This window comes from Portibacter lacus, assembly GCF_021533215.1.
Classification (GTDB): domain Bacteria; phylum Bacteroidota; class Bacteroidia; order Chitinophagales; family Saprospiraceae; genus Portibacter; species Portibacter lacus.
Map to the genome: position 1 here is coordinate 209,005 of NZ_JAJNKA010000002.1, position 20,005 is coordinate 229,009.

12 protein-coding genes are annotated in these 20,005 nt (G+C 36.6%); 2 read left to right on the forward strand and 10 right to left on the reverse strand.

Features of this window, described 5'->3' with window-relative positions; all coding sequences use genetic code 11:
* Positions 1-243: 243 nt before the first annotated feature.
* The 8 genes from L2586_RS03370 to L2586_RS03405 all read right to left on the reverse strand — a co-directional run bounded on the left by L2586_RS03370 (position 244) and on the right by L2586_RS03405 (position 14,115).
* A complete protein-coding gene (locus L2586_RS03370; protein WP_348535558.1) occupies positions 244-741 on the reverse strand; it encodes an FG-GAP repeat domain-containing protein in 498 nt (165 codons plus the stop codon).
* Complete coding sequence (locus tag L2586_RS03375; RefSeq protein WP_235291361.1) at positions 723-1,436, reverse strand: hypothetical protein; 714 nt, start codon at positions 1,434-1,436, stop codon at positions 723-725. The genes L2586_RS03370 and L2586_RS03375 overlap by 19 nt, the downstream gene beginning before the upstream one ends.
* 300 nt (positions 1,437-1,736) lie before the next feature.
* Complete coding sequence (locus L2586_RS03380; protein ID WP_235291362.1) at positions 1,737-3,230, reverse strand: FG-GAP repeat domain-containing protein; 1,494 nt, start codon at positions 3,228-3,230, stop codon at positions 1,737-1,739.
* 172 nt (positions 3,231-3,402) lie between these two features.
* Complete coding sequence (locus tag L2586_RS03385; protein WP_235291363.1) at positions 3,403-4,992, reverse strand: SusD/RagB family nutrient-binding outer membrane lipoprotein; 1,590 nt, start codon at positions 4,990-4,992, stop codon at positions 3,403-3,405.
* Between the two features lie 24 nt (positions 4,993-5,016).
* Positions 5,017-8,424, reverse strand: coding sequence for a SusC/RagA family TonB-linked outer membrane protein (locus L2586_RS03390; protein ID WP_235291364.1), 3,408 nt, complete (start codon positions 8,422-8,424; stop codon positions 5,017-5,019).
* A gap of 434 nt (positions 8,425-8,858) precedes the next feature.
* Positions 8,859-9,956 (reverse strand): LacI family DNA-binding transcriptional regulator, encoded by a 1,098-nt coding sequence (locus L2586_RS03395; RefSeq protein WP_235291365.1) that lies wholly within the window; start codon positions 9,954-9,956, stop codon positions 8,859-8,861.
* A 185-nt stretch (positions 9,957-10,141) separates the two neighbouring features.
* Positions 10,142-13,009: an aminotransferase class III-fold pyridoxal phosphate-dependent enzyme gene (locus tag L2586_RS03400; RefSeq protein WP_235291366.1), complete on the reverse strand. Its 2,868-nt coding sequence runs from the start codon at positions 13,007-13,009 to the stop codon at positions 10,142-10,144.
* 14 nt (positions 13,010-13,023) lie between these two features.
* On the reverse strand, positions 13,024-14,115 hold the full coding sequence (locus tag L2586_RS03405) for an aminopeptidase (protein WP_235291367.1): 1,092 nt from the start codon (positions 14,113-14,115) through the stop codon (positions 13,024-13,026).
* 299 nt (positions 14,116-14,414) lie between these two features.
* On the opposite strand from L2586_RS03405, the gene L2586_RS03410 reads away from it, so the two are divergent.
* Complete coding sequence (locus tag L2586_RS03410; protein WP_235291368.1) at positions 14,415-15,689, forward strand: aminotransferase class V-fold PLP-dependent enzyme; 1,275 nt, start codon at positions 14,415-14,417, stop codon at positions 15,687-15,689.
* Between the two features lie 164 nt (positions 15,690-15,853).
* Positions 15,854-17,740: a S8/S53 family peptidase gene (locus tag L2586_RS03415; RefSeq protein ID WP_235291369.1), complete on the forward strand. Its 1,887-nt coding sequence runs from the start codon at positions 15,854-15,856 to the stop codon at positions 17,738-17,740.
* 14 nt (positions 17,741-17,754) lie between these two features.
* Here L2586_RS03415 and L2586_RS03420 read toward each other — a convergent pair whose 3' ends face one another.
* Together L2586_RS03420 and L2586_RS03425 are read right to left on the reverse strand one after the other, a co-directional pair.
* Positions 17,755-18,276: a toxin-antitoxin system YwqK family antitoxin gene (locus tag L2586_RS03420; RefSeq protein ID WP_235291370.1), complete on the reverse strand. Its 522-nt coding sequence runs from the start codon at positions 18,274-18,276 to the stop codon at positions 17,755-17,757.
* 318 nt (positions 18,277-18,594) lie between these two features.
* Complete coding sequence (locus L2586_RS03425) at positions 18,595-19,950, reverse strand: T9SS type A sorting domain-containing protein (protein ID WP_235291371.1); 1,356 nt, start codon at positions 19,948-19,950, stop codon at positions 18,595-18,597.
* Between the last annotated feature and the right edge of the window lie 55 nt (positions 19,951-20,005).

A 20,005-nucleotide genomic window follows, 5' to 3' on the forward strand; every position in this document is an offset into this window, starting at 1 on the left:
TGTTTTTTAAGATTGTATGAGGTGAGGCGGGAAAACGATAGGTCTTTTTAAAAAGGGATTTATGGGTTATGGGTACTAAAAACAAACAACTACAAACTAAAAACAAAACTCTCCCACAGATAACGCCGATTCTCGCAGAACTAAAACTCGTCCTCACTCAGAAAACGAATCACGGAAAAACGAACAACGGATAACGGACAACGGATAGCGGATAGCGGATAGCGGATAGCGGATAGCGGAAACCTAATCTTGCGAAACATTCGTCAACAACAAAATTTGTGGAAAATCTTGACCTCCTTTATATAACGCCTTACTGAACTCACTAAAATTGTGAAAATACGAGCCTAGAAAAACATCAGGGTAACCATCTTGATTAAAGTCTCCTATATCCATCGTCAACCATTTACCAGAATAAGTCCCATCCAAATACCTAGGTGTAAAATTAGAATCTCCTTTATTCTCCAGATACACGATACTTTCTCTTGGATGATCTAAAGCATCAAAAAAAGAAATCGCAACGATATCTTGATCACCGTCTTTATCGAAATCGGCATTCATGGCTTTGTGGCAACCTTTCATTGGAAAAAAATAAGACTCTTCAAATTTATTCTCTCCATTATTCAAATAAACGCGGACTCCATGATATGGCTTGTCAATCTGTGAGAGGTCCCAGTTATCGCCATTAGTTAAGATAACATCTAAGTTTCCATCCTTATTAAAATCTAATCCTCGTATTCTAATTCAAGTAAGGCACTTCGAACATCTTCCGATTTCTTAAAGTTCACTTTCTTTTCCTTAAAATAGGAGACTATATCCTCTAACTCCTCTGTTTTTTCATACTTATCTATGAATGCTTTTCGTCTTTTAGTCAATTCGTACAACTCTCCATTTCTAGATAAGTAGAGACTTTCTTTTAAGGATAACTTGGGCTTCTTAGATCCAATATCGAATGCAGGGCTGTAAGACTGACTCCCTATATATGCCTCTGTTTTTAGTAGAAGGCTAAGTGTTTCAGAATCTAATAAAATCTCATACAAGTCATTAATTCCTTTATTATTCCTAAGTGTAACGAAATTTCTACTAAGTCCATTTGTAGTTCCTAATAGGATAGAATCTACCATTTCCAGATTCACATTATATTCTGATTCGTCCAATTTCAAATAAAGTAATTTTCTAAAACAATCATATATAATATGATACTCTTTCTGAATAAACTCTTTTTTACCTTTTAGCTTTAAACTCCCTGGTGTCCATTCACCCCACAGAAGTGGTGAGCCTGAAAACGTTGGCTCCTTTCTCTCGAAAGAACTTAATCCGTAATCTTTCAAATTTCCTACTTGAAGATCCGTACCTAGAATTTTCACGTAGTCATTTGCCTGATTATAAGTAGTCCCATAAGCAAGAAAAAAACAAATTAATAACGTACATCTTTTCATAATAATTCTAATTTCATTAAAGCACTATACCTATTATGGGCATAGTTCCTCTGTATATATCTTAGTAATTTTCTTATAATTATTGTCTTTAAATATATATTTTTCTTTTTGTATTTCAATCTTTAGATACAGGTAAGTTTTCTTTTTCTTAAAATCTTTCGAACAGGGCGAAAAACATTAAGAAACACTAAAGTATATATTTTACAAGATGCACTACTTTCAAAGTTCAATGCATATTATAACTATTGAAATGAGTATAAATTTCTATCCCTATCAAGTTTAAGGAATCTTATTTTTAAATTATTTATTCGTATTCAATAACATCAATAATTGAGGAAAATCTTGACCTCCTTTATATAAGGCCTTACTGAACTCACTAAAATTATGAAAATACGAGCCTAGAAAAACATCAGGGTAACCATCTTGATTAAAGTCTCCTATATCCATCGTCAACCATTTACCAGAATAAGTACCATCCAAATACCTAGGTGTAAAATTAGAATCTCCTTTATTCTCCAGATACACGATACTTTCTCTTGGATGATCTAAAGCATCAAAGAAAGAAATCGCAACGATATCTTGATCACCGTCTTTATCGAAATCGGCACTCATGGCTTTGTGGCACCCTTTCATTGGAAAAAAATAAGACTCTTCAAATTTATTCTCTCCATTATTCAAATAAACGCGGACTCCATGATATGGCTTATCTATCTGAGAAAGGTCCCAGTTATCACCATTAGTTAAGAGAACATCTAAGTTTCCATCCTTATTAAAATCAACCAATTCGAAATAACTAACACCATGTACAGGTGAAAAACTCAACACCTTGTCTTCTGTAAAAATACCTTTTCCATCATTATAATATATAGATAAGGCCTCCCATGCTTGAGATCTTAAAGCCACAACATCTAAGTCACCATCACCATCCATATCTACAACCTCAGTCCTTCGTGTTCCAGGAAATGACGATATCACTTTTTCTTCATTAAAGTCATCATACCATGCTAATTTCCCTTTATGATTTCCAAACGATGAAATCAATGCATCTTTTTTCCCGTCGTTATTCAAGTCTGAGATATCAGCATGCACAGGTCGAGGCAATGGACCTACTATTTTATTCGGATTTATTTCTTCCGGGCTGCTTAGCGGTGCTAAGTATCCGTTCTCAAGATCAGATGGAATAATTGATCCTATTCCAACAATATAGGGCTGGCCTTCATCCATGATCAAGTGAGACAGTGGTTTCTGCAACCCCCAAGTTCCTGTTACCTGACCAAAGGTATTCAAAGCATAAAGAATTTTATAATCACCGATATAAAGCGTTTTACTTGCTACGTCAAATTCCAATAAAGAAACTTGAGGCACTTGCTTATCTCCTATATTGATTAACTGAGCTCTGAAAGGCGCTGACACATCACTAGCAATTGATTCCATATCACTTGTCAGTGAATCAGGCGCATTTTTAATGTAGAATTTCACTATCGACTTCCAATCCTTACTTGAAATTAAAGCTTGCTCTGGATAGACATTCATTTGCATAATTATGGACACCTCTTCAGCAGCTAGTTTAGTGAAAGGATCATGTTCCTCATCTTTAATACCTAACCTCCAGCCCATATTAGGCAAAACACTTTCTTTCCAAGTTTTCTTATCCAATAATGAAGGTTCAGGATAGAGGTGGCAGGATGCGCAATAGATCTTAGCCAGCTTTTCAGATTCGTCAAGATGTGCGATGTCCTTTTCCCAAAACAACAGGAAAATCAAGAAAACAGGAATGGCAAATATGTACTTCAAGAATGTAATCTATTTTATTGTAAAGTTAGTAAACATAACTCAATACGTTGTTTTTAAACACTGCTAAAGCGGGAGGCAAGAAACGATGTAATTTTTAGTGCCAGATATAAAAAAAGGATGTTTCTATCCGTAGAAAGAAACATCCTCTAAAAAAATTTATTAATCAATTATCTTAATTCACATCCCAAAAAAGAGGATTAAATAATTCATCTTCTCCACTGATCGCTTCATAGTTCGATTTGTTAAATGATTGCTCATTTCCAGGAACATTGAACCTCAATGGTGGTGTTTTAACTAAGCTAGAATTATCTACCCAAAATTCTAAAACTGGATAATCTAATCTTCTGATTTCTGCCCAGTTTTGGTAAGGTTGAATAATGTTAAAATGAACCCATTTTTGACTAGCTATAAGCTCAATTTTCTCTTCTTGAGAACCAGCATTATCCCAGCCAGCAGCTTCCGTAGCAAACATTACATCAAACTCGCTTTCTTCAACTGGAGTAGGTTCTCCAGCTATTCGATCTGCGCCAAGACTATTAACATAAAAATAAAAGTCTGTAGATTGTTTAATAGCAGTTTCATAAGCTTCTTTAGCTGCTGCATCATCACCAGCTTTTAAATAATATTCTGCTTTTATCAAGTTTACTTCCGGAGCATTAATAATGACACCAGGAAATGACTGATTACGACTTGTTGTAGTTCTATTATAAAAAGCAGTTACAGACGTATTTCTAAGATCATTTTGATCATTACCTAATAATAATGGATCGATACCGATAAATTCGCCATTAGCACTGTCTCCTGGTTCAAATAAAACTCTTAATCTAGGGTCCTCAGATTCATTCATATAATCTATCATGGCTTTAGGCGCATCATCTCCATCCCATCCTCCTGAGTTAATACCTCCATTAAATCCACCAGAATTAATTGCTGAATTAATATCATAAATATCAATCATAATGTTTTGGTCGTTATTCTCTACAACTGGATACTTACTTGGATTCCCAAGTATTTCAGCCATTTCAGAAGTAGCTCTAGAGCTAAACTCTGATGACAAAGAAAGTCTATTCAGCATCCTTAATCTCAGAGAATTCGCATATCGCTTCCAAAGATCAAAATCTCCATAATTGATAAAATCTTGTGCTTTAAGTGAAGCCGCGGCAGAAACACCTGGTTCTCCAGCAGCAAAATCATCTGCAATTACTTTCAGTTCATCTAGCATATAAGCATAGATATCTGGGCCTAGATCAAAAGCTGGATACGAATTATCGTAATCACCTCCGTTTTGGCTTAATCTTCCAGCTTCAAAAAATGGAATATTTTCATATAAGTCAATCATTTTCGCAGTCTCTCTGAAAAAATGTATATCAGCTGTTTGCTTGAAAACTTTTAACCTTGTTTGTTTCTCAGCTTCTGAAGCATCAAATACTTTTTCAAATTCTCTATACTGCCTCATGCCAGCATAATAATTATTCCATACCAAATCTAAAGCTCTACTACCTGGTATGTATTGATTAGGAGTATTGATCCATGAAATAGACTGAGTCCATGGATTTAGTGTAATCCTCAAGTTCTCAAAATAATCATTGTAATTAGGAACGATATGTCCTCTTGTAGCATTTAGAAATCCTGTGTACTGACGTTCGATGCTAGTTTCAGCTACCTTTTCAGGATCTGCATATGCATCTTCAAATTGTTCTTTTGTACAGGAGCTAATAACAACACCTAGAACCAAAAGAAACATTATATATTTAAAATTCATTTTTATAATTTTTTAGTTCGAAAATTAAAATCCTGCTGTAAGCTGAATTCCGAATGATCTAAATGCTGGATTATTACCTGCATTATTTATATTATTATACCATCTTGGTCCAGATGTAGTCTGCTCAGGATCGATGTCTTTTATACTTCTGTATAAGAAAAATAAATTTCTTCCATAAACATTTACTCTTGCATTCTGCATTCCTAATTTGTTACTTACTGTTTTAGGCAAAGTATATCCTACAGCCATTTCTCTAACTTTCCACCAATTGTTATCATTGATATAAAGTTCATATCTAGAATTACCATATTGCGGTCCACCCCAGTTATATGTTCCTGCATAGAATAAAGTCTGTGGTATAACATTTGTATTCTCGGTATAAGTTATTTCACCAGTTACATCATCTGCACCTACTACTACTCCTTCTAGTAACATACCATTATGTTGTACTAATTCTCCGTTAGGACCTGCTGCAGATGTAGTTTGAACTCCTTTTCCATCAGCATCAATATAATATGACAATCCACCAGTTTCTGTGTTTCTAAAATTCAAACTTTCCTCTGTAAGACCTCTACTTGTTAACCAATATACACCTGTAGGCATAATTGCTCCACCTACACTAAAATCAGTTATGATGTCTAAAGAAATACCCTTGAAGAAAAAGTTGTTAATAAAACCACCCTCAAAATCAGGCATTGCATTACCATATACTTCCCATACATCACCATCTAACTGATGAAGCCCATTAGGACTTACGATTTGGTTACCATTTGGATCTGTTGCCACAGGGTGAGCATAAATATCACCCATCGGACGACCAACTACAGATCTAATCTGAGCAGCATTTCCATCGAAATTAGCATGAACTAATTCTGTAGCTTCATTTGCTAATTTTACAACTTTGTTAGTATTCTTTGCAAAATTTATTCTTGATTTCCATTTTATATCACCTACTCTAATAATATCCATATCAAGTGCAAGCTCAATTCCTGTATTTCTAAGCGTTCCAATATTTGTTAATACTGATCCAAACCCTTGCGAAGCTGGTAGGTCTACTGGTAAAATTTGATCTACTATAAACCCATCATAAAAACTTGCATCTAATGTAAATCTAGTTAAGAAATCTACATTTAATCCTATTTCAAACTCTTGCTTTTGCTCTGGTCTTATGGCATCATTACCGTATCCACCACCGATACTTGAATATAAAATCCCTTGTCCTCCATCAGTCTGAACACCTAATGAGCTTTGATTATATGCGACATTAGCTTGATACCTCTGTGGATAGTTACCTACCACACCGTATGATGCCCTAAGTTTAGCAAAGCTGATTGAAGTCGGTAAGCTGAAAGCTTCACTAAGTACTAAACTACCGTTAACTGAAGGATATACGAAAGCATTATTCTCAGCAGTAATTCTAGAAGTTCTATCTCTTCTAATCGTACCTTCTAAAAATGCCCATCCTTTATAATCTAAATTAGCTAAACCAATGATCGCATCTTTTACTTCGATATATCTACTTGATCCACTTCCTACAGGTGTATTGATAGATCCAGAGATTGCGAAGAAATTTTCTGGTGATAAACCTCCACTTGTTCCTCTTGAAGATTGTAAATATTGATCTTGCTGAGCATTATAACCACCACTAACACTGAATCCTAAATCTTGTGTTAAGTCTTTTCTATAGCTTAATAATGCTTCACCATAAACTAATGAATAATTACTATTACTTAAACTATAACCTCCACCAGGATTAGTGTAAAGAACACTAGGGTTCTGAGTTTTATTTTTATTCTCAACTTTTTCTGCTGTAAAATCACTTCCAAGTCTTCCTCTTAAGGATAGACCATCAATTATTTCCCAACTTTGAGTAAGATTAGCGATAACACGATTGTTACTTTCAACACTATTCAAGGCAACTAATCTATAAACATAATCAGCAATGGCATCCTTAAATCCTGCACCTGTAATGTTCTCATCTGGTGTTAAACTCGCTTGAGTTCCTGTTCTATATCTATATCCAAGACTTGTTTCTGCTCTATCAAAATACCAGTCTGGAGACTCGAATCTATCCATCATTCCTCCAAAATTGTTGATCATTCGATCTACTTTATAAGGACGATTCGTTGTCGTCTGATTAATATACTTGACATTAATTGTTGTATTGAACTTTTCACCTATTTGGAATCTTGTAGATAAATTAGCGATGTTTCTATCATTACTTGACCCTAATGAAATCATTTCATTATCTTGTCTTGTAAAAGAGAATCTAATACTAGAATTTTCATTTCCTTGAGAAACGGCTAAGTTAATATTAGAACTTGTCGCTGGTTGGAAAAAGTCAGCGTAACTATTTTCACCAGCTACATAAGGTACAACTTCTCCTGTCCAAGCCACAACTGGCTCTCCATCAAATTCTGGCCCAAAGTTAAGTGATGTTCCAACTAAACCTCTTGTATCACCTACTCCGTCTCCATCTGTATCAACGCTAGTAAACATATCGTCTCCTTGGCCTTGTTGAGAATACAGATTAGAATAACCTGGACCTCTTACATTTTGGTACCTTGGCATGTATGCAATTCTATCAGTATTATAACTAGCACTAAAATCAACACCTAGTCCACGTTTTTTACTTCCTTTCTTAGAAGTAATCAACACTACACCATTCGTCGCATCAGAACCGTAAAGGGCTGCTGCTGATGCACCTTTTAATATAGAAATACTTTCTATATCATCAGGATTTATATCTGTTAATCCGTTCCCTCTAATTCTTTGGTCTCCCCAGTAACCTGCGCTACTTGTTTCACCATTTCTAATAGGAATTCCATCCATTACAATTAAAGGCTGAGTATTTCCTGTAATCGAAGAGAATCCTCTTATATTAATATTAATTCCGCTAGTTGCACCTCCAGGTACAGACCTCACTGTAACACCAGGAGCTTTACCATACATGGCAGTTGCAAAATTTGTAACCTGAGTAGTATTTAAATCAGATGATTTAATCTCAGATGTAGCATAACCCAATGCTTTCTTTTCTCTACTAACTCCAAGAGCTGTTACGACAACTTCGTCTAATAACGCTCCTCCTTCTAATGCAATGTCCCAAGTTGCTTGACCAGAATAAGCAATATCTACTGTTGTAAAACCTACATAACTAAATGTAAGAACAGGATTTTCAGTAGTAAGGTTAATTGAATATTTACCATCTAAATCAGTGATGGTTCCATTCCCAGACGCCCCCTTTTCAACAATAGATGCCCCAATAATAGGATCCCCTGTAGATGCTTCTGTTACAACTCCAGTAACAGTTTGTGCACTCGCAAAAAAGCTACAAAAAATAGCTGTGAGTGTAATGATAAATCTTCCCGTAGTACGAAGTTTTTTTTCGTAGGCTAGAAGAGATATCGCCTTTAAAGATATAGACTTCTTCATGCAAATTTTGTTTAATTAAATTATGAATTTTTCCGTTAAGCCAATCCACTAGTTTTTTGGACTAAATTTTCATAAAACCTCATGAAAATTCGAATTGGTGTTAAATAATAAAGTATAAGTAGTGCATAGTAAACAAACTAAATTCCTTAAGCACATCGTAAAAAATAGGGCAAATGCCCAATAAAATATAGAATGTTAAGGTATCGTTAAAAATGTTTGTGTTAACATTAACGCACATCATTTTACCAAAGATAGAATTTTTGTTAGAAATCCACAATATCAAAACAAAAAATTATAATTTATTACATCAAAGCCCTAATCTTCTACCCTAGTCAACAACAACGATATAATATGGCTCATTTGCTTGATATGAGATCTATGTGAGAAATATAACTACTTCAAAAACGAAAATATGTTTTGTTATGCTGCTACGCCTATTGAGTTAATACCTGCGGGTCGGGCAAAAAGAAATTTCCGGAGTGGAAACTTACATTTTCTGGCAACAAAATATCAAGTGGTAAATATTGGATTTTCTCCGGTTGTAACTTAAACACTAGGAAGTGCCTTAAATTCAAAATACCCATATAACCCATCAGCTTAGGATTCTGACTAATCAAATAGTCAATTTTCCCCTTTTTCAAATAGTCTAGATTATTTTCTACTGAATCATATCCGATTAATCGAATATTCTGAATATGCTTGTTCTCTAAATACTTTGCAATTCTATTAATCCGCGAAGAACCTGTGAAGATACCTGTCAAATGCTCTATATCTGCTAATTGCTCATCAAGAAAACTTGATAGCTTCTTAGGATCATCAAACATTTCAAACTCTCGCGTCACGACTTGCGTAGAAGGAGACATCTCATTAAACCAATCCCTGAACCCTCTCTCTTTTTCAAGATAATGGTGCGCATTTTTGAAATCTCGATCCAATGGAATAATCATTACCCTTGCATTCAACGAACAATGCAAGGACATCAGACGAGCAGCTAGCCTCCCACTCTGATATGAATTAGGCCCTACATAGCAAATTAGCTTTTCGGAATCCCTTTCGATCATCGTATTAATTATCACATATGGCTTCTTATGCTCTTCTAACTTATCTAATAAAAGTTTACTCTCGCTCCTAAAGATCGGCGCAATCAAAAGACCATCAATTCCTTTTAAATCTAACTTCTCAACTTGCTCTGTAAATTTCTTTCTATCAAACAAATCGAAGGACAGATAAGTAAACTTAACCCGCTGTTGTGCAATCGAATCAATGGCTAACTTGCACCCTGCATGCACTTCATCCCAATATGGATCTTTACTTTTTTCAGGAATAATTATTAGAATAGTCTTTGTCGTTCGAGTAGCCGCTAAACCTGAAGCATAAATATTAGGCTTGTAACCTAAATCTTCGGCAATTTTAAGCACTTTAGCTTTCGTCTTTGGTGCTACTCTACCCCTTTTATGAATAACACGATCTACTGTCCCGATTGAAACTTCCGCCAATTGAGCAATATCAATTAATCTAGGAATCTTGTCCATATTTCTTTAGTAAAAGGAGAAGTGTTTTTTGAGTCTTCCTATGCAAATATATTATTTTTTGCAGTTTTCACAATATATTTCGCTCTGAGTAGAATAATTATTATGATTATATGTCAATTTTGAAAGAATTATAAATCAAAGTTAACTTACACGCCCCAAATAATATTTTGTTGATTTACAATGTATTAATTCCTTTTCATATCGCCCAAAATCCGCCTCATTGTGGACAACATATAATCCGCATGCTCTCTTCTAAAAAACATCGGCGGCTTAAATTTTACCACATTATGCATGGGCCCATCTGTACTCAATAAGATTCCAAATCGCTTCATTTCATTGACCACATTACTGGCTTTTTCTGCTAATGGTTCCAGCGTTTCTGGATCAGCAAACTCCCATCCCAGAAACAATCCTCTACCCCTAACATCTGCAATAATCGAATGTTCTTCTTGTATTTTTTTGAGCTCACCTTTTATATATTGACCTAAAACAAATGCGCGTTCTTGCAATCCTTCTTCTTCAATAATTCTAAGCACTTCTAATCCTATACTACACGAAACTGGGTTGCCGCCGAAAGTATTGAAATACTCCATTCCGTTGTGAAATGCATCTGCAATTTCTTCTGTACAAACCACCGCTGCAAGTGGATGCCCATTTCCGAAAGGCTTCCCAATAGTAACAATATCAGGTACAATATCCTCTGCCTCGAACGCCCACATATGACTCCCCACTCTTCCCAATCCTGTCTGAACTTCATCGGCGATCATTACCATTCCCTCATCCCGAAAATCTTTATAATAGGTCTGAAAAAATCCTTCTGGCATAACTACTTGACCACCGCAACTCAAAATACTTTCATGGATAAAGGCCGCTGGAGTTTCTCTGGATTGATCCAAAATAAAACGCTCTATATTTTGACTACGAACTGGATCTGGCATCGGAATTAACTGAACGAAATCTTTCTGCCCCTGCCCTCCTTTCGCATTAAACTTATAAGAGCTAATATCCACGCATAAATTAGTATTTCCATGATAACCATGCTCCATCGCCACAATACCATTCCTTCCAGTGTATGTTCGAGCCATTCTAATAGCTAACTCATTAGCTTCTGAACCTGAGTTAACAAAATGACAAACATTCAGCTTTCCCGGCAGTGATTCTATTAATTTCGATGCTAGCTTAACAATGTTTTCATGCAGATATCGAGTATTCGTATTCAATAATTGCATCTGCTTCATTGCTGCCTGAACCACCCTAATATTCTGATGACCTACATGCGGAACATTGTTCACGCAATCTAGATACTTACGTCCATTTTCATCATACAAATACTGGCCAGCAGCTCTCACGATATGGAGTGGTTGCTCGTATGACAAGGAATACGACCTACCTAATTTTTGCTTCCTTAATTTCTCAATTTCCTGCGATTGTAGTCCTCTAGCTTCTGGTAACTTCAGGCCCAAATAAGGTCTCGGATCTGGACAAATATGCGTATATAATTCCCGCTCATGAACATGACAGACACCTGGGAAATCACCCTCATAATTAAGCATATCCAGTATGATCTGAAAGTGCAAGTGCGGTGCCCAATTTCCATTTTCAGCTGGTGTCCCAAACCAAGCAATTAATGATCCAGCTTTCACCTTTTGCCCTACACTAAGATGCTGAAGCGAAGCTGCAGAAAGATGTCCATATAGTGTAAAAAAGCAGTCGTGCTTTATGATGATCGTATGACCATAATTCTTATCGCCTTCATTATAATTCATGGAATAAATCTCCCCATCAGCGAATGCATAAACCTCAGTCCCTTCTTCTTGAAAAAAATCTAGTCCAATGTGAACCGTCCTCCATCTCCGCCCTTCATTACCTATTTCCACAAAATCCTCAGAACTGTACAATGGCCTTATTTCGTTATAGGAACCGATAGCGAAACTTTTCTGTTTTGTCTCAAGAATATCCTTGATTTGACGCCAGTGTCTCTGCGGATTGTTATAGTCATATTCATGACCTAATTCAAGACTTCCTACTCCCAGATCCAGCGTGTAGTAATCATCTAACTCTAAAGGGACAACTCGAGAAATCTCATGACTCTCCGCCCATTTCTCGAAAGTCTGCTTCTTATCGGATAAGGAGATGTTACAAGCTGCCTTAAACTTATAAGTTGCGAAAGCTTCCGAGGTCTCGGAAAGTTTATTTAACAACTTAAGAGCCGGGTCTCTGCTAATCTGCAGGTAATCATTATCTGGTCTTTGGATTATGTTTTGCTGTGAAGTCACCAAACTAACGCTAAGTCTCATCGCGATAAGCACATATAAAACTTCTATTTCTTCTGACTTAAGCGATTGAATTTCAGTAAAACCACTCAAAACATGAACCGCTGCGTCTAATGGATCTTCAAAACCCATCATCGCATAGGAAAGCAAAATGGCCACCTCGTTAATTCTCTGGCTATAGCACATATCTCCATAATCAATAAAGCCAGTTACCTTTCCTTCATCTACTAATATGTTATAGTCATTCAGGTCATTGTGTATCGTGGATTTAGGTAGGTCAATGTATATTTCTTGCACATCTTCAAATCTGTGTATAAAGTGTGTAATTTTTTCACTCAATCCATCATCAAGTATATCGAGATGGGGCTTAATCCACAGCGATTGAGCCAAGTCCCAGTTGAAATTCTCCCTTCTTGTAGAAAGATGATCGAAATCCTCTATTTTATTAAAATGCTTCGCCGCTTGAATTCCTAAATCTCGCAGGAGTGCTGGAGTTTTAGGATAGGTATCTCCCCATGGTTTTCCAGAAGTCCACTCTATTAATCGAGCAGTGAAATCTTTAGTCTCATGTAATTCCACCTTCATCTTCATAAACTGAAGCACCTCAACCTGCATTTCGACTTCCGCCGTCAATCCTCCATCAGAAATTTTCAACAAATAGGTATCGCCACCATCTGTTTTCACATGGTAATTAAGATCTTCGAAACCAGCAAGTTTATTAACTTCGGCATGGAGATTCCAAGTTTTATATAAAAAATCTTTTACTTCTTGAATTGACATAAAAACTCTTTCTTCTAGATTTCTAAAAACTGTCCATTCTCATATATCAATTCTCCGTCTGCATATATCTTCCCTCCGTCTCTCATATCTGAAATCATATCCCAGTGAATCGAGGATTCATTCTTTCCTCCACATTGACCATAGGACTGACCGACTGCCATATGGACCGAACCACCTATTTTCTCATCGAAAAGTATATTCTTAGTCGCTTGCTGTATGCTGTAATTTGTTCCTATCGCAACTTCACCGAAGAACCGAGCACCTGGAGTCGAAAATACTTGATCTAACAAATCACCTCCACGCTCTGCAGACCATTCCACTACTTCCCCATCTTTCACTTTTAGTTTAATTCCACTTGCCTCCTGTCCCATATATATGGAGGGATAATCGAAGACAATCTCACCATTCACTGAGTCCTCTACTGGCGCAGAAAACACCTCACCAGACGGCATGTTATTCATTCCGTCAGAATTAATCCAAGTACGCCCTTCCACTGAAAACGATATATCTGAATGCTTATTCACATATCGGATTATAGATTTTTGATTCAGAAAGTCAACGATCTTTTGTTGGGATTTTCGGACTTCTAACCAAGCCGCAACAGGATCTTCTTCATATAACTTACACGCTCCGAACACAAATTCTTCATATTCTTCCAATGACAATTCCGCTTCTTGGGCATTGGCTTGTGTGGGATACTGGCATAAAGATCGTTTTAACGAACCATCAGCTAATCTTTTAAAATAAATCTGATTCAGTTCTTTGGTTGCATTCGATCGTTTCGTCCTTTTTTCTTTGTCAATGTTTTTCCCGGATTTCAAGTTGAAAGGTGCCCGAACATACAAATAAGCGTCGCAAGTTTCCATTGCCATTTTATCTATAGGATTCAAGAAGGCAAGTTGATCATCGTCCGCATAATCCATAAAGATTTTGCCTTCTTCTCTAAAGGAAAGGTCTTTAATGACGTTTGCTCCGATTTTCGTTGCTTCCCGATATATTTCTCTGATCAGTGGTTCTGCTAATGTGGTAGATTTTATATACAGTAATTCGCCCTTCTTAAGATCTAATGAATAGTGAACAAGAAGTTTTGCGTATTTTTTGAGCATAGTTGTTTTGTTATCAAATATAAATTTCTTTTAGGAGAATGTCTATGATGATTAATTGCTGAAAATTGCTTCGAAGGTTAAATCTACCTGCAAGAACTATGAAAGCTAATTACTGCTATAGCGAAAAAATAGTTAAAAAATCTTGATCACTGAAAAGTTATCCTGTCTAGAAAAGTCCATTCAATATACTTAACGCAAATAATTCTGTTACTTCTCTCTTAATGAAAAAAACAGCTAGAACCCATATGTTTAAGAGCAATTTTCTCTATTTTTAGAGAGAAACAAGCAAATAACCAATCATGAGTAACCGTAGAGATTTTCTAAAAAGCACAACAAAAGCCGCATTCGTCATTCCGTTTGTGAATTTAGAAACAAATAAGTACGATCTCGCCAAACTCTCCACTGCCGTTTTGGATGGTGACGATTACTGGAAATTAGTTCGAAAACAGTTTCCGCTCAAGGATGGACAGACTTACTTCAACAACGGCACGATGGGCCCAACTTCCAGCTATGCACTGGATAAGATGGTTCATCACATGATGCATTACGCTCGAGAGGCAGCAACGGTAGATTATAAAAATGGCTCAGGTCCTGAATTATTGAGTGGCTATTTCCCGTATATCGAACTACGAGAAAAACTTGGTGCGATCGTGAACTGTGACTACAAAGAGATATCATTAACCCAAAACGCAACGCATGGAATGAATTTCGTTGGTAATGGTTTGAATCTGAAGGAAGGAGACGAATTGATCAATACGAATCAAGAACACGGTGGTGGTTATGGCGCTTGGCAATTACTGGCGAAAAGGAAGGGTTGTATCTATAAGCAAGCCATCATGCCGGAGCCTGCAAACGACCCACAAGAAATTGTTGATGCTATTTTTAAGGAAGTTACTGAGAAAACAAAGGTAATTGCAGTGCCTCACATCATATCAGTTTATGGAACAGTAATGCCTGTTAAGGAAATTTGTGCCGAAGCTCGAAAGCGTGGAATATTCACCATTTTAGATGGTGCTCAATGTGTAGGACATGTAAAAGTGGATGTTAAGGATATCGGATGTGATGCTTATTACTCAAGTCTACATAAGTGGTTGTTGGCTCCTGCTGGCAGTGGTTTGCTGTATATAAATAAAGAGGTAGTGGGTGAAATCTGGACAACTTTAGCAAGTTACAATTGGGACAATGAAGAAGACCACGGATTTCGTTTGATGCAAGGCGGAACAGGGAATCCTGCGCAGATGGTTGGCTATGAAGCAGCCGTTGATTTTTTTAATGCTATCGGGGAGGAAAAGTGGTTGAGCCGGATTCATGAACTGGGTGCATATCTTCGCGAAGGTTTAAAGTCCATGAACCATGTGACCATTCATTCTTCAGTGAATGAAGAGATGGCCGCTGGAATCACGACTTATTCTGTGGAGGGTCTGACCGGGCCTGAACTTCAGAAAACGATGTGGGAAGAGAAACGATTGCAACCTCGATCTGTAGGGCAAGAATATTTGAGGCATTCGACGCATATTTACAATTCGAAAGAGGAAATTGATAAGGCATTAAAAGTTATTTCAGGATTAAGCTAAGGTCTTTTGTTGAAGCTGACCACTATCCTAATTCCCTTAATATCTTCTATAGGTATACCTACATTTTTCACATTTTACGCCTTAAAAGCATAGTTCCTCATACTCTGCATGTAGATATTTTATCGCTCATTGCTTATATTGTAATTGTACGCAATCAAAGTCTCATGAAACCAATATTATCATTCCTACTTTTTAACCTTTTCTCTATCAGTCTAATAGCTCAAAGCGATGTGCTTTTTGATGAAATTAGATTAACAGAAACAATAGCAGAATTTGGATTAACAGGGAAAGGTGCGATTGTTGCCATTTTCGATCGAGGAATAGATTATCGGCATTCAGATTTTATAAATGAGGATGGCACGACAAGAATATTAGCCATCTATGATTTATCTGATAACTCTGGCGCCCAAGCTGCTAATAATCCATATGGAAAAGGTACAATCTACGATGAAGCACAGATTAATGCAGCTTTGACTTCTGGGAATAAGTTAGCTACTCGCGATGCTTCAGGACACGGAACCGTAACTGCGGGCGTCGCGGCTGGAAATGGAAGGGCTAGTGATGGAAGCATCATCGGTGTCGCACCAGAGGCTAAAATTGTGGTTGTGAAAATAACTAGTGAGGGCGCTCCAGCTCATGATGACCAACCCGCCGAAACTGGTTTTTATGCATCAGAATCTCTAATCGATGGAATAAACTTTGTGAAAAACATTGGCACTGAAAAAGGATTACCTGTTGCCATGATTGCTAATTTTGGGTCTAGTGGAGGTCCTATGGACGGAACGAGTGCTCTTTCCTTATCCCTTGATGACGAATTCACTGAAAATGATCCTGGCGTTGCTTTTATTTGCGGGTCGAGTGATGATGGCGGCTTGGATAATCATGCCCAATTAGATGTATCATCTAATTCTACTTATGACTTAATCATCAAAAAGAATGAAGCTCCTGTAAGAGTAGATTTGTGGTATGATAGTCAAGACCAAATCTCTTTTTCTATTAAAACACCCACAAGCAGCGTGGAGCTAGCAAGCGTCACAAATACATCTGATGCTTTCAATGCAAATTCTGAAGGCATCACAGCTTATCATAGAGGTTCCGATGTTGATTTTTATAATGCTCAGAATAATAAAAACGAGCTTTTAGTAGATTTTAATGGTGCTGCTGCAGATATTACCATATCGATAGAGACATCAGCAATTACTAATGGAAGAATAGATGCTTCTCTAAATCCTTCCTATATATTTATAAACGCTCCTTCCATTTTCAAAACCTATGTCAAAGAAGGCTATACGGTATGGGACTTAGCGGCTGCAAAAAATAACATTTGCCCAAACTCTTATATTATCAGCAACGAATGGAAAGCAACCAATGGTGGAACTTATTCTTACCCCGGACATGAGAATGGAATTGGAAGTTTGTGGACAGGAAGTGGGATCGGTCCAACATATGATGGCAGAATAGGTATCGATATCTCCGTTCCAGGAAATATCAATTTTGGTGCATATGGGCCAGACTCTTATTTTGGTTCGCTTGATTTTAATATTGTACAAGACGGCGAGCATCCTTATGGAGTAATTGCAGCCGTAAGTGGTGCAAATCCTGTAATGGCAGGAGTAGTTGCATTAATGCTTGAAGCTGACCCTACACTTTCCGCGCCTGAGATAAAGCGAATTCTTCAAAAAACAGCTCGAGCAGATTCATTTACTGGAGAAGTACCTAATGTTTCTTGGGGCTATGGGAAGTTAGATGTTTATGCAGCGATAAATGAAATATATAATCCAACTTCAGTGAGTATTAGTGAAATTGACAATTCCATAAAACTCCAACCCAATCCTGTCATTAACGAGCTTAATCTCATCTTACCAGGAAATTATAGTGGCGAAACTGATATCCAGATTTATAACACGACAGGTGAATTGGTCCTGGTGCAAACTGAACAACAAAACCAATCATCTTTTTCAATCAATGTGAATCCGCTACCACCTGGGATTTATTTTCTGAAAGCGAGGCAGCAGGATAATTATTTTAGTTCTAAATTTATTAAAATTTAAGCCCTCTACTTCGCTTAGCATTTGGTATCCGCAACGTAGACTAAGTCAAAAATTGGCATACCAAAATCATAAAGACCTATACGTCCTGCGTCACCATTCTCCAACCATCTTTTCTGTGAACCATGTGGCCTTCCTTCATCATAATATTCTTCTATATACGTGTCACCGTTTCTGTAATACATGATATGCCGTCCATGAGCTCTTCCATCTTTGAAGTTGAATTCCCTAGAAATAGAACCATCAGGAAAGTAGTAGGTCAATTTCGTAGCATAGCCATCCTGAATATGCGCAACCATGTATTCCGCTAGTTCACCTTTCGCTCCTATAGAAGCATACTTCGCGCACCCTGAAAAAGGCTCACTATCTTTAAAGTATTTATTTCCAAAGCCTCTTTTCTGAATAACCATATTTCGCAACTCATTGTAATCTTGTTCGCAGTTTTCAAATTCTTGATTATAAACTGGTGCATTGATATCCTGAGCAACAGAAATAGACAGACTAGTAACAACTAATATTAGCATTAATAATTTCTTCATCGAGTTCTATTTTTTTCATAAAGATATCTAAAGAAATAATGCAAAACCCTTTATTTTAAGGATAATCACACTTATTTACAATTGTTTGAAGAATATTCATTTGCTTAATAGTAGCAAATATTCACCTAAAAACCAAAACGCTAGAAAGGTTGAGAATTATGTATCGAAAGCATGTTCTAAGGAAAGAAAGTTATACCTATTTAAAACAAAAATTACATCTATTGGTAAATAGAAATCGAGGTAATCAAATAAAATATTTAATCACCTCGATATATAAAGAGCATGACAACTCCATGTTAAACAAAATTAAAATGAATATTAATCCACCTTATTCTTTATCAATTTTTGGGTATGAATGATTTCATTATTATGGGTAACATTTATAAAGTAGCCCCCTGAATTAATATTAGTTAAGTCTATTGTATTTACCTTATTGTCAAGTCTGCCTTGCATAATAAGTTTCCCAGTTAAATCATATAGGTTAAAGGAGGATGCTTCTTGAACAAACTTAGGTAAAGAAATAACTACCCTTTCCGTTACAGGATTCGGATAAACTTCTACATTGACTCTGTCATAATCCACTTTAATCACCTCCGAATAAGCAAGTGTTCCATCATAGTCCACTTGTTTCAATCTATAAAAAGTTGATCCAATAAAAGGAGATCTATCAACAGTCGAATAACTAAGTACAGCATTTGAATTTCCATTTCCTAGAATTTTAGAAAAGCTCGTCCATTCTTTAGTATCACTTGATTTCTCAACCATGAAATAATCGTTGTTTATTTCCATCGCTGTCTGCCACTTAAGACTAACAGAGCGTTCTGAACTTTTCTCACCAGTGAAACTTAACAGTTTAACCGGTACTGCAGGCGCAGCTTCTACGGTTACTGGTTCAGAGAAAAAGAATCGTACTCTTTCTGGTGCTCTTAAAACCCCTTTCCCTTTAGGCGCAACATCTTTTTTCCACAGTTCTACTAAAACAGTGTATGCACTATCTTGTCCTAATTCAGCTGATCCTCTTGCCGAGTTCGAAATAGGCAGAGAGATATTTGCAGTTGTCATACTTGGTGCTATTGCAAAATCTTCCTGGTAATAACCGTAATGCTTATAGTTAACACCATCATTTGCCGTATTTCTGATAAGTAATTGAACCCTGAAAAATACAATTTGGTCCGCTGTATAATCTACAGTAAAATCTAAATTGTTTCCAGCCGTAAAGGTTGCGCTGGTATTAATTACTGGATCTTCCATGACATTTAAGACTGTAGAGGAAGGAAGGATATCTATAACATTGTCATCGTCAGAAGCAATTGTACCTGTTTCATCTTTAAGTTGAAATAAAAACACATAAGATAAATCAGGATCGAAATTAGCTGGGACATTTATGTCGATGTCCACTGTTGAACCTGCTGAAGCTGGAAATGTCGGTCTTGTCCATGTTCCACCATGTCCGGCTCCCCAATTAATATCACCATTTCCATCTAGTTGGTAAATGGTTGCTTCGATGTCCATTTCTATAGATGCAGAATATGTAACGTTAACAGTTACCGTTTCTCCAACTTCTACAGATGTGGGAGTGGGCGGTTGATTAATAGTGATTGTTCCTGTTCCTTGCCCAAGCAACATGCTTGAAAACAGCAAGATTGAAACTATCATTAGTATAAAAGGTTTCATAAAATTAGTATTTAGTTAGTAAATAAAATATTGCACATTCAATTCAAAAGAATAC

What these genes read in the sequence shown, in the direction of transcription:
- L2586_RS03375 (WP_235291361.1), bottom strand. Translation starts at nt 1,436, where the DNA reads ATGAAAAGATGTACGTTATTAATTTGTTTTTTTCTTGCTTATGGGACT.
- L2586_RS03385 (WP_235291363.1), bottom strand. Translation starts at nt 4,992, where the DNA reads ATGAATTTTAAATATATAATGTTTCTTTTGGTTCTAGGTGTTGTTATT.
- L2586_RS03390 (WP_235291364.1), bottom strand. Translation starts at nt 8,424, where the DNA reads ATGAAGAAGTCTATATCTTTAAAGGCGATATCTCTTCTAGCCTACGAA.
- L2586_RS03395 (WP_235291365.1), bottom strand. Translation starts at nt 9,956, where the DNA reads ATGGACAAGATTCCTAGATTAATTGATATTGCTCAATTGGCGGAAGTT.
- L2586_RS03400 (WP_235291366.1), bottom strand. Translation starts at nt 13,009, where the DNA reads ATGTCAATTCAAGAAGTAAAAGATTTTTTATATAAAACTTGGAATCTC.
- L2586_RS03405 (WP_235291367.1), bottom strand. Translation starts at nt 14,115, where the DNA reads ATGCTCAAAAAATACGCAAAACTTCTTGTTCACTATTCATTAGATCTT.
- L2586_RS03410 (WP_235291368.1), top strand. Translation starts at nt 14,415, where the DNA reads ATGAGTAACCGTAGAGATTTTCTAAAAAGCACAACAAAAGCCGCATTC.
- L2586_RS03415 (WP_235291369.1), top strand. Translation starts at nt 15,854, where the DNA reads ATGAAACCAATATTATCATTCCTACTTTTTAACCTTTTCTCTATCAGT.
- L2586_RS03420 (WP_235291370.1), bottom strand. Translation starts at nt 18,276, where the DNA reads ATGAAGAAATTATTAATGCTAATATTAGTTGTTACTAGTCTGTCTATT.
- L2586_RS03425 (WP_235291371.1), bottom strand. Translation starts at nt 19,950, where the DNA reads ATGAAACCTTTTATACTAATGATAGTTTCAATCTTGCTGTTTTCAAGC.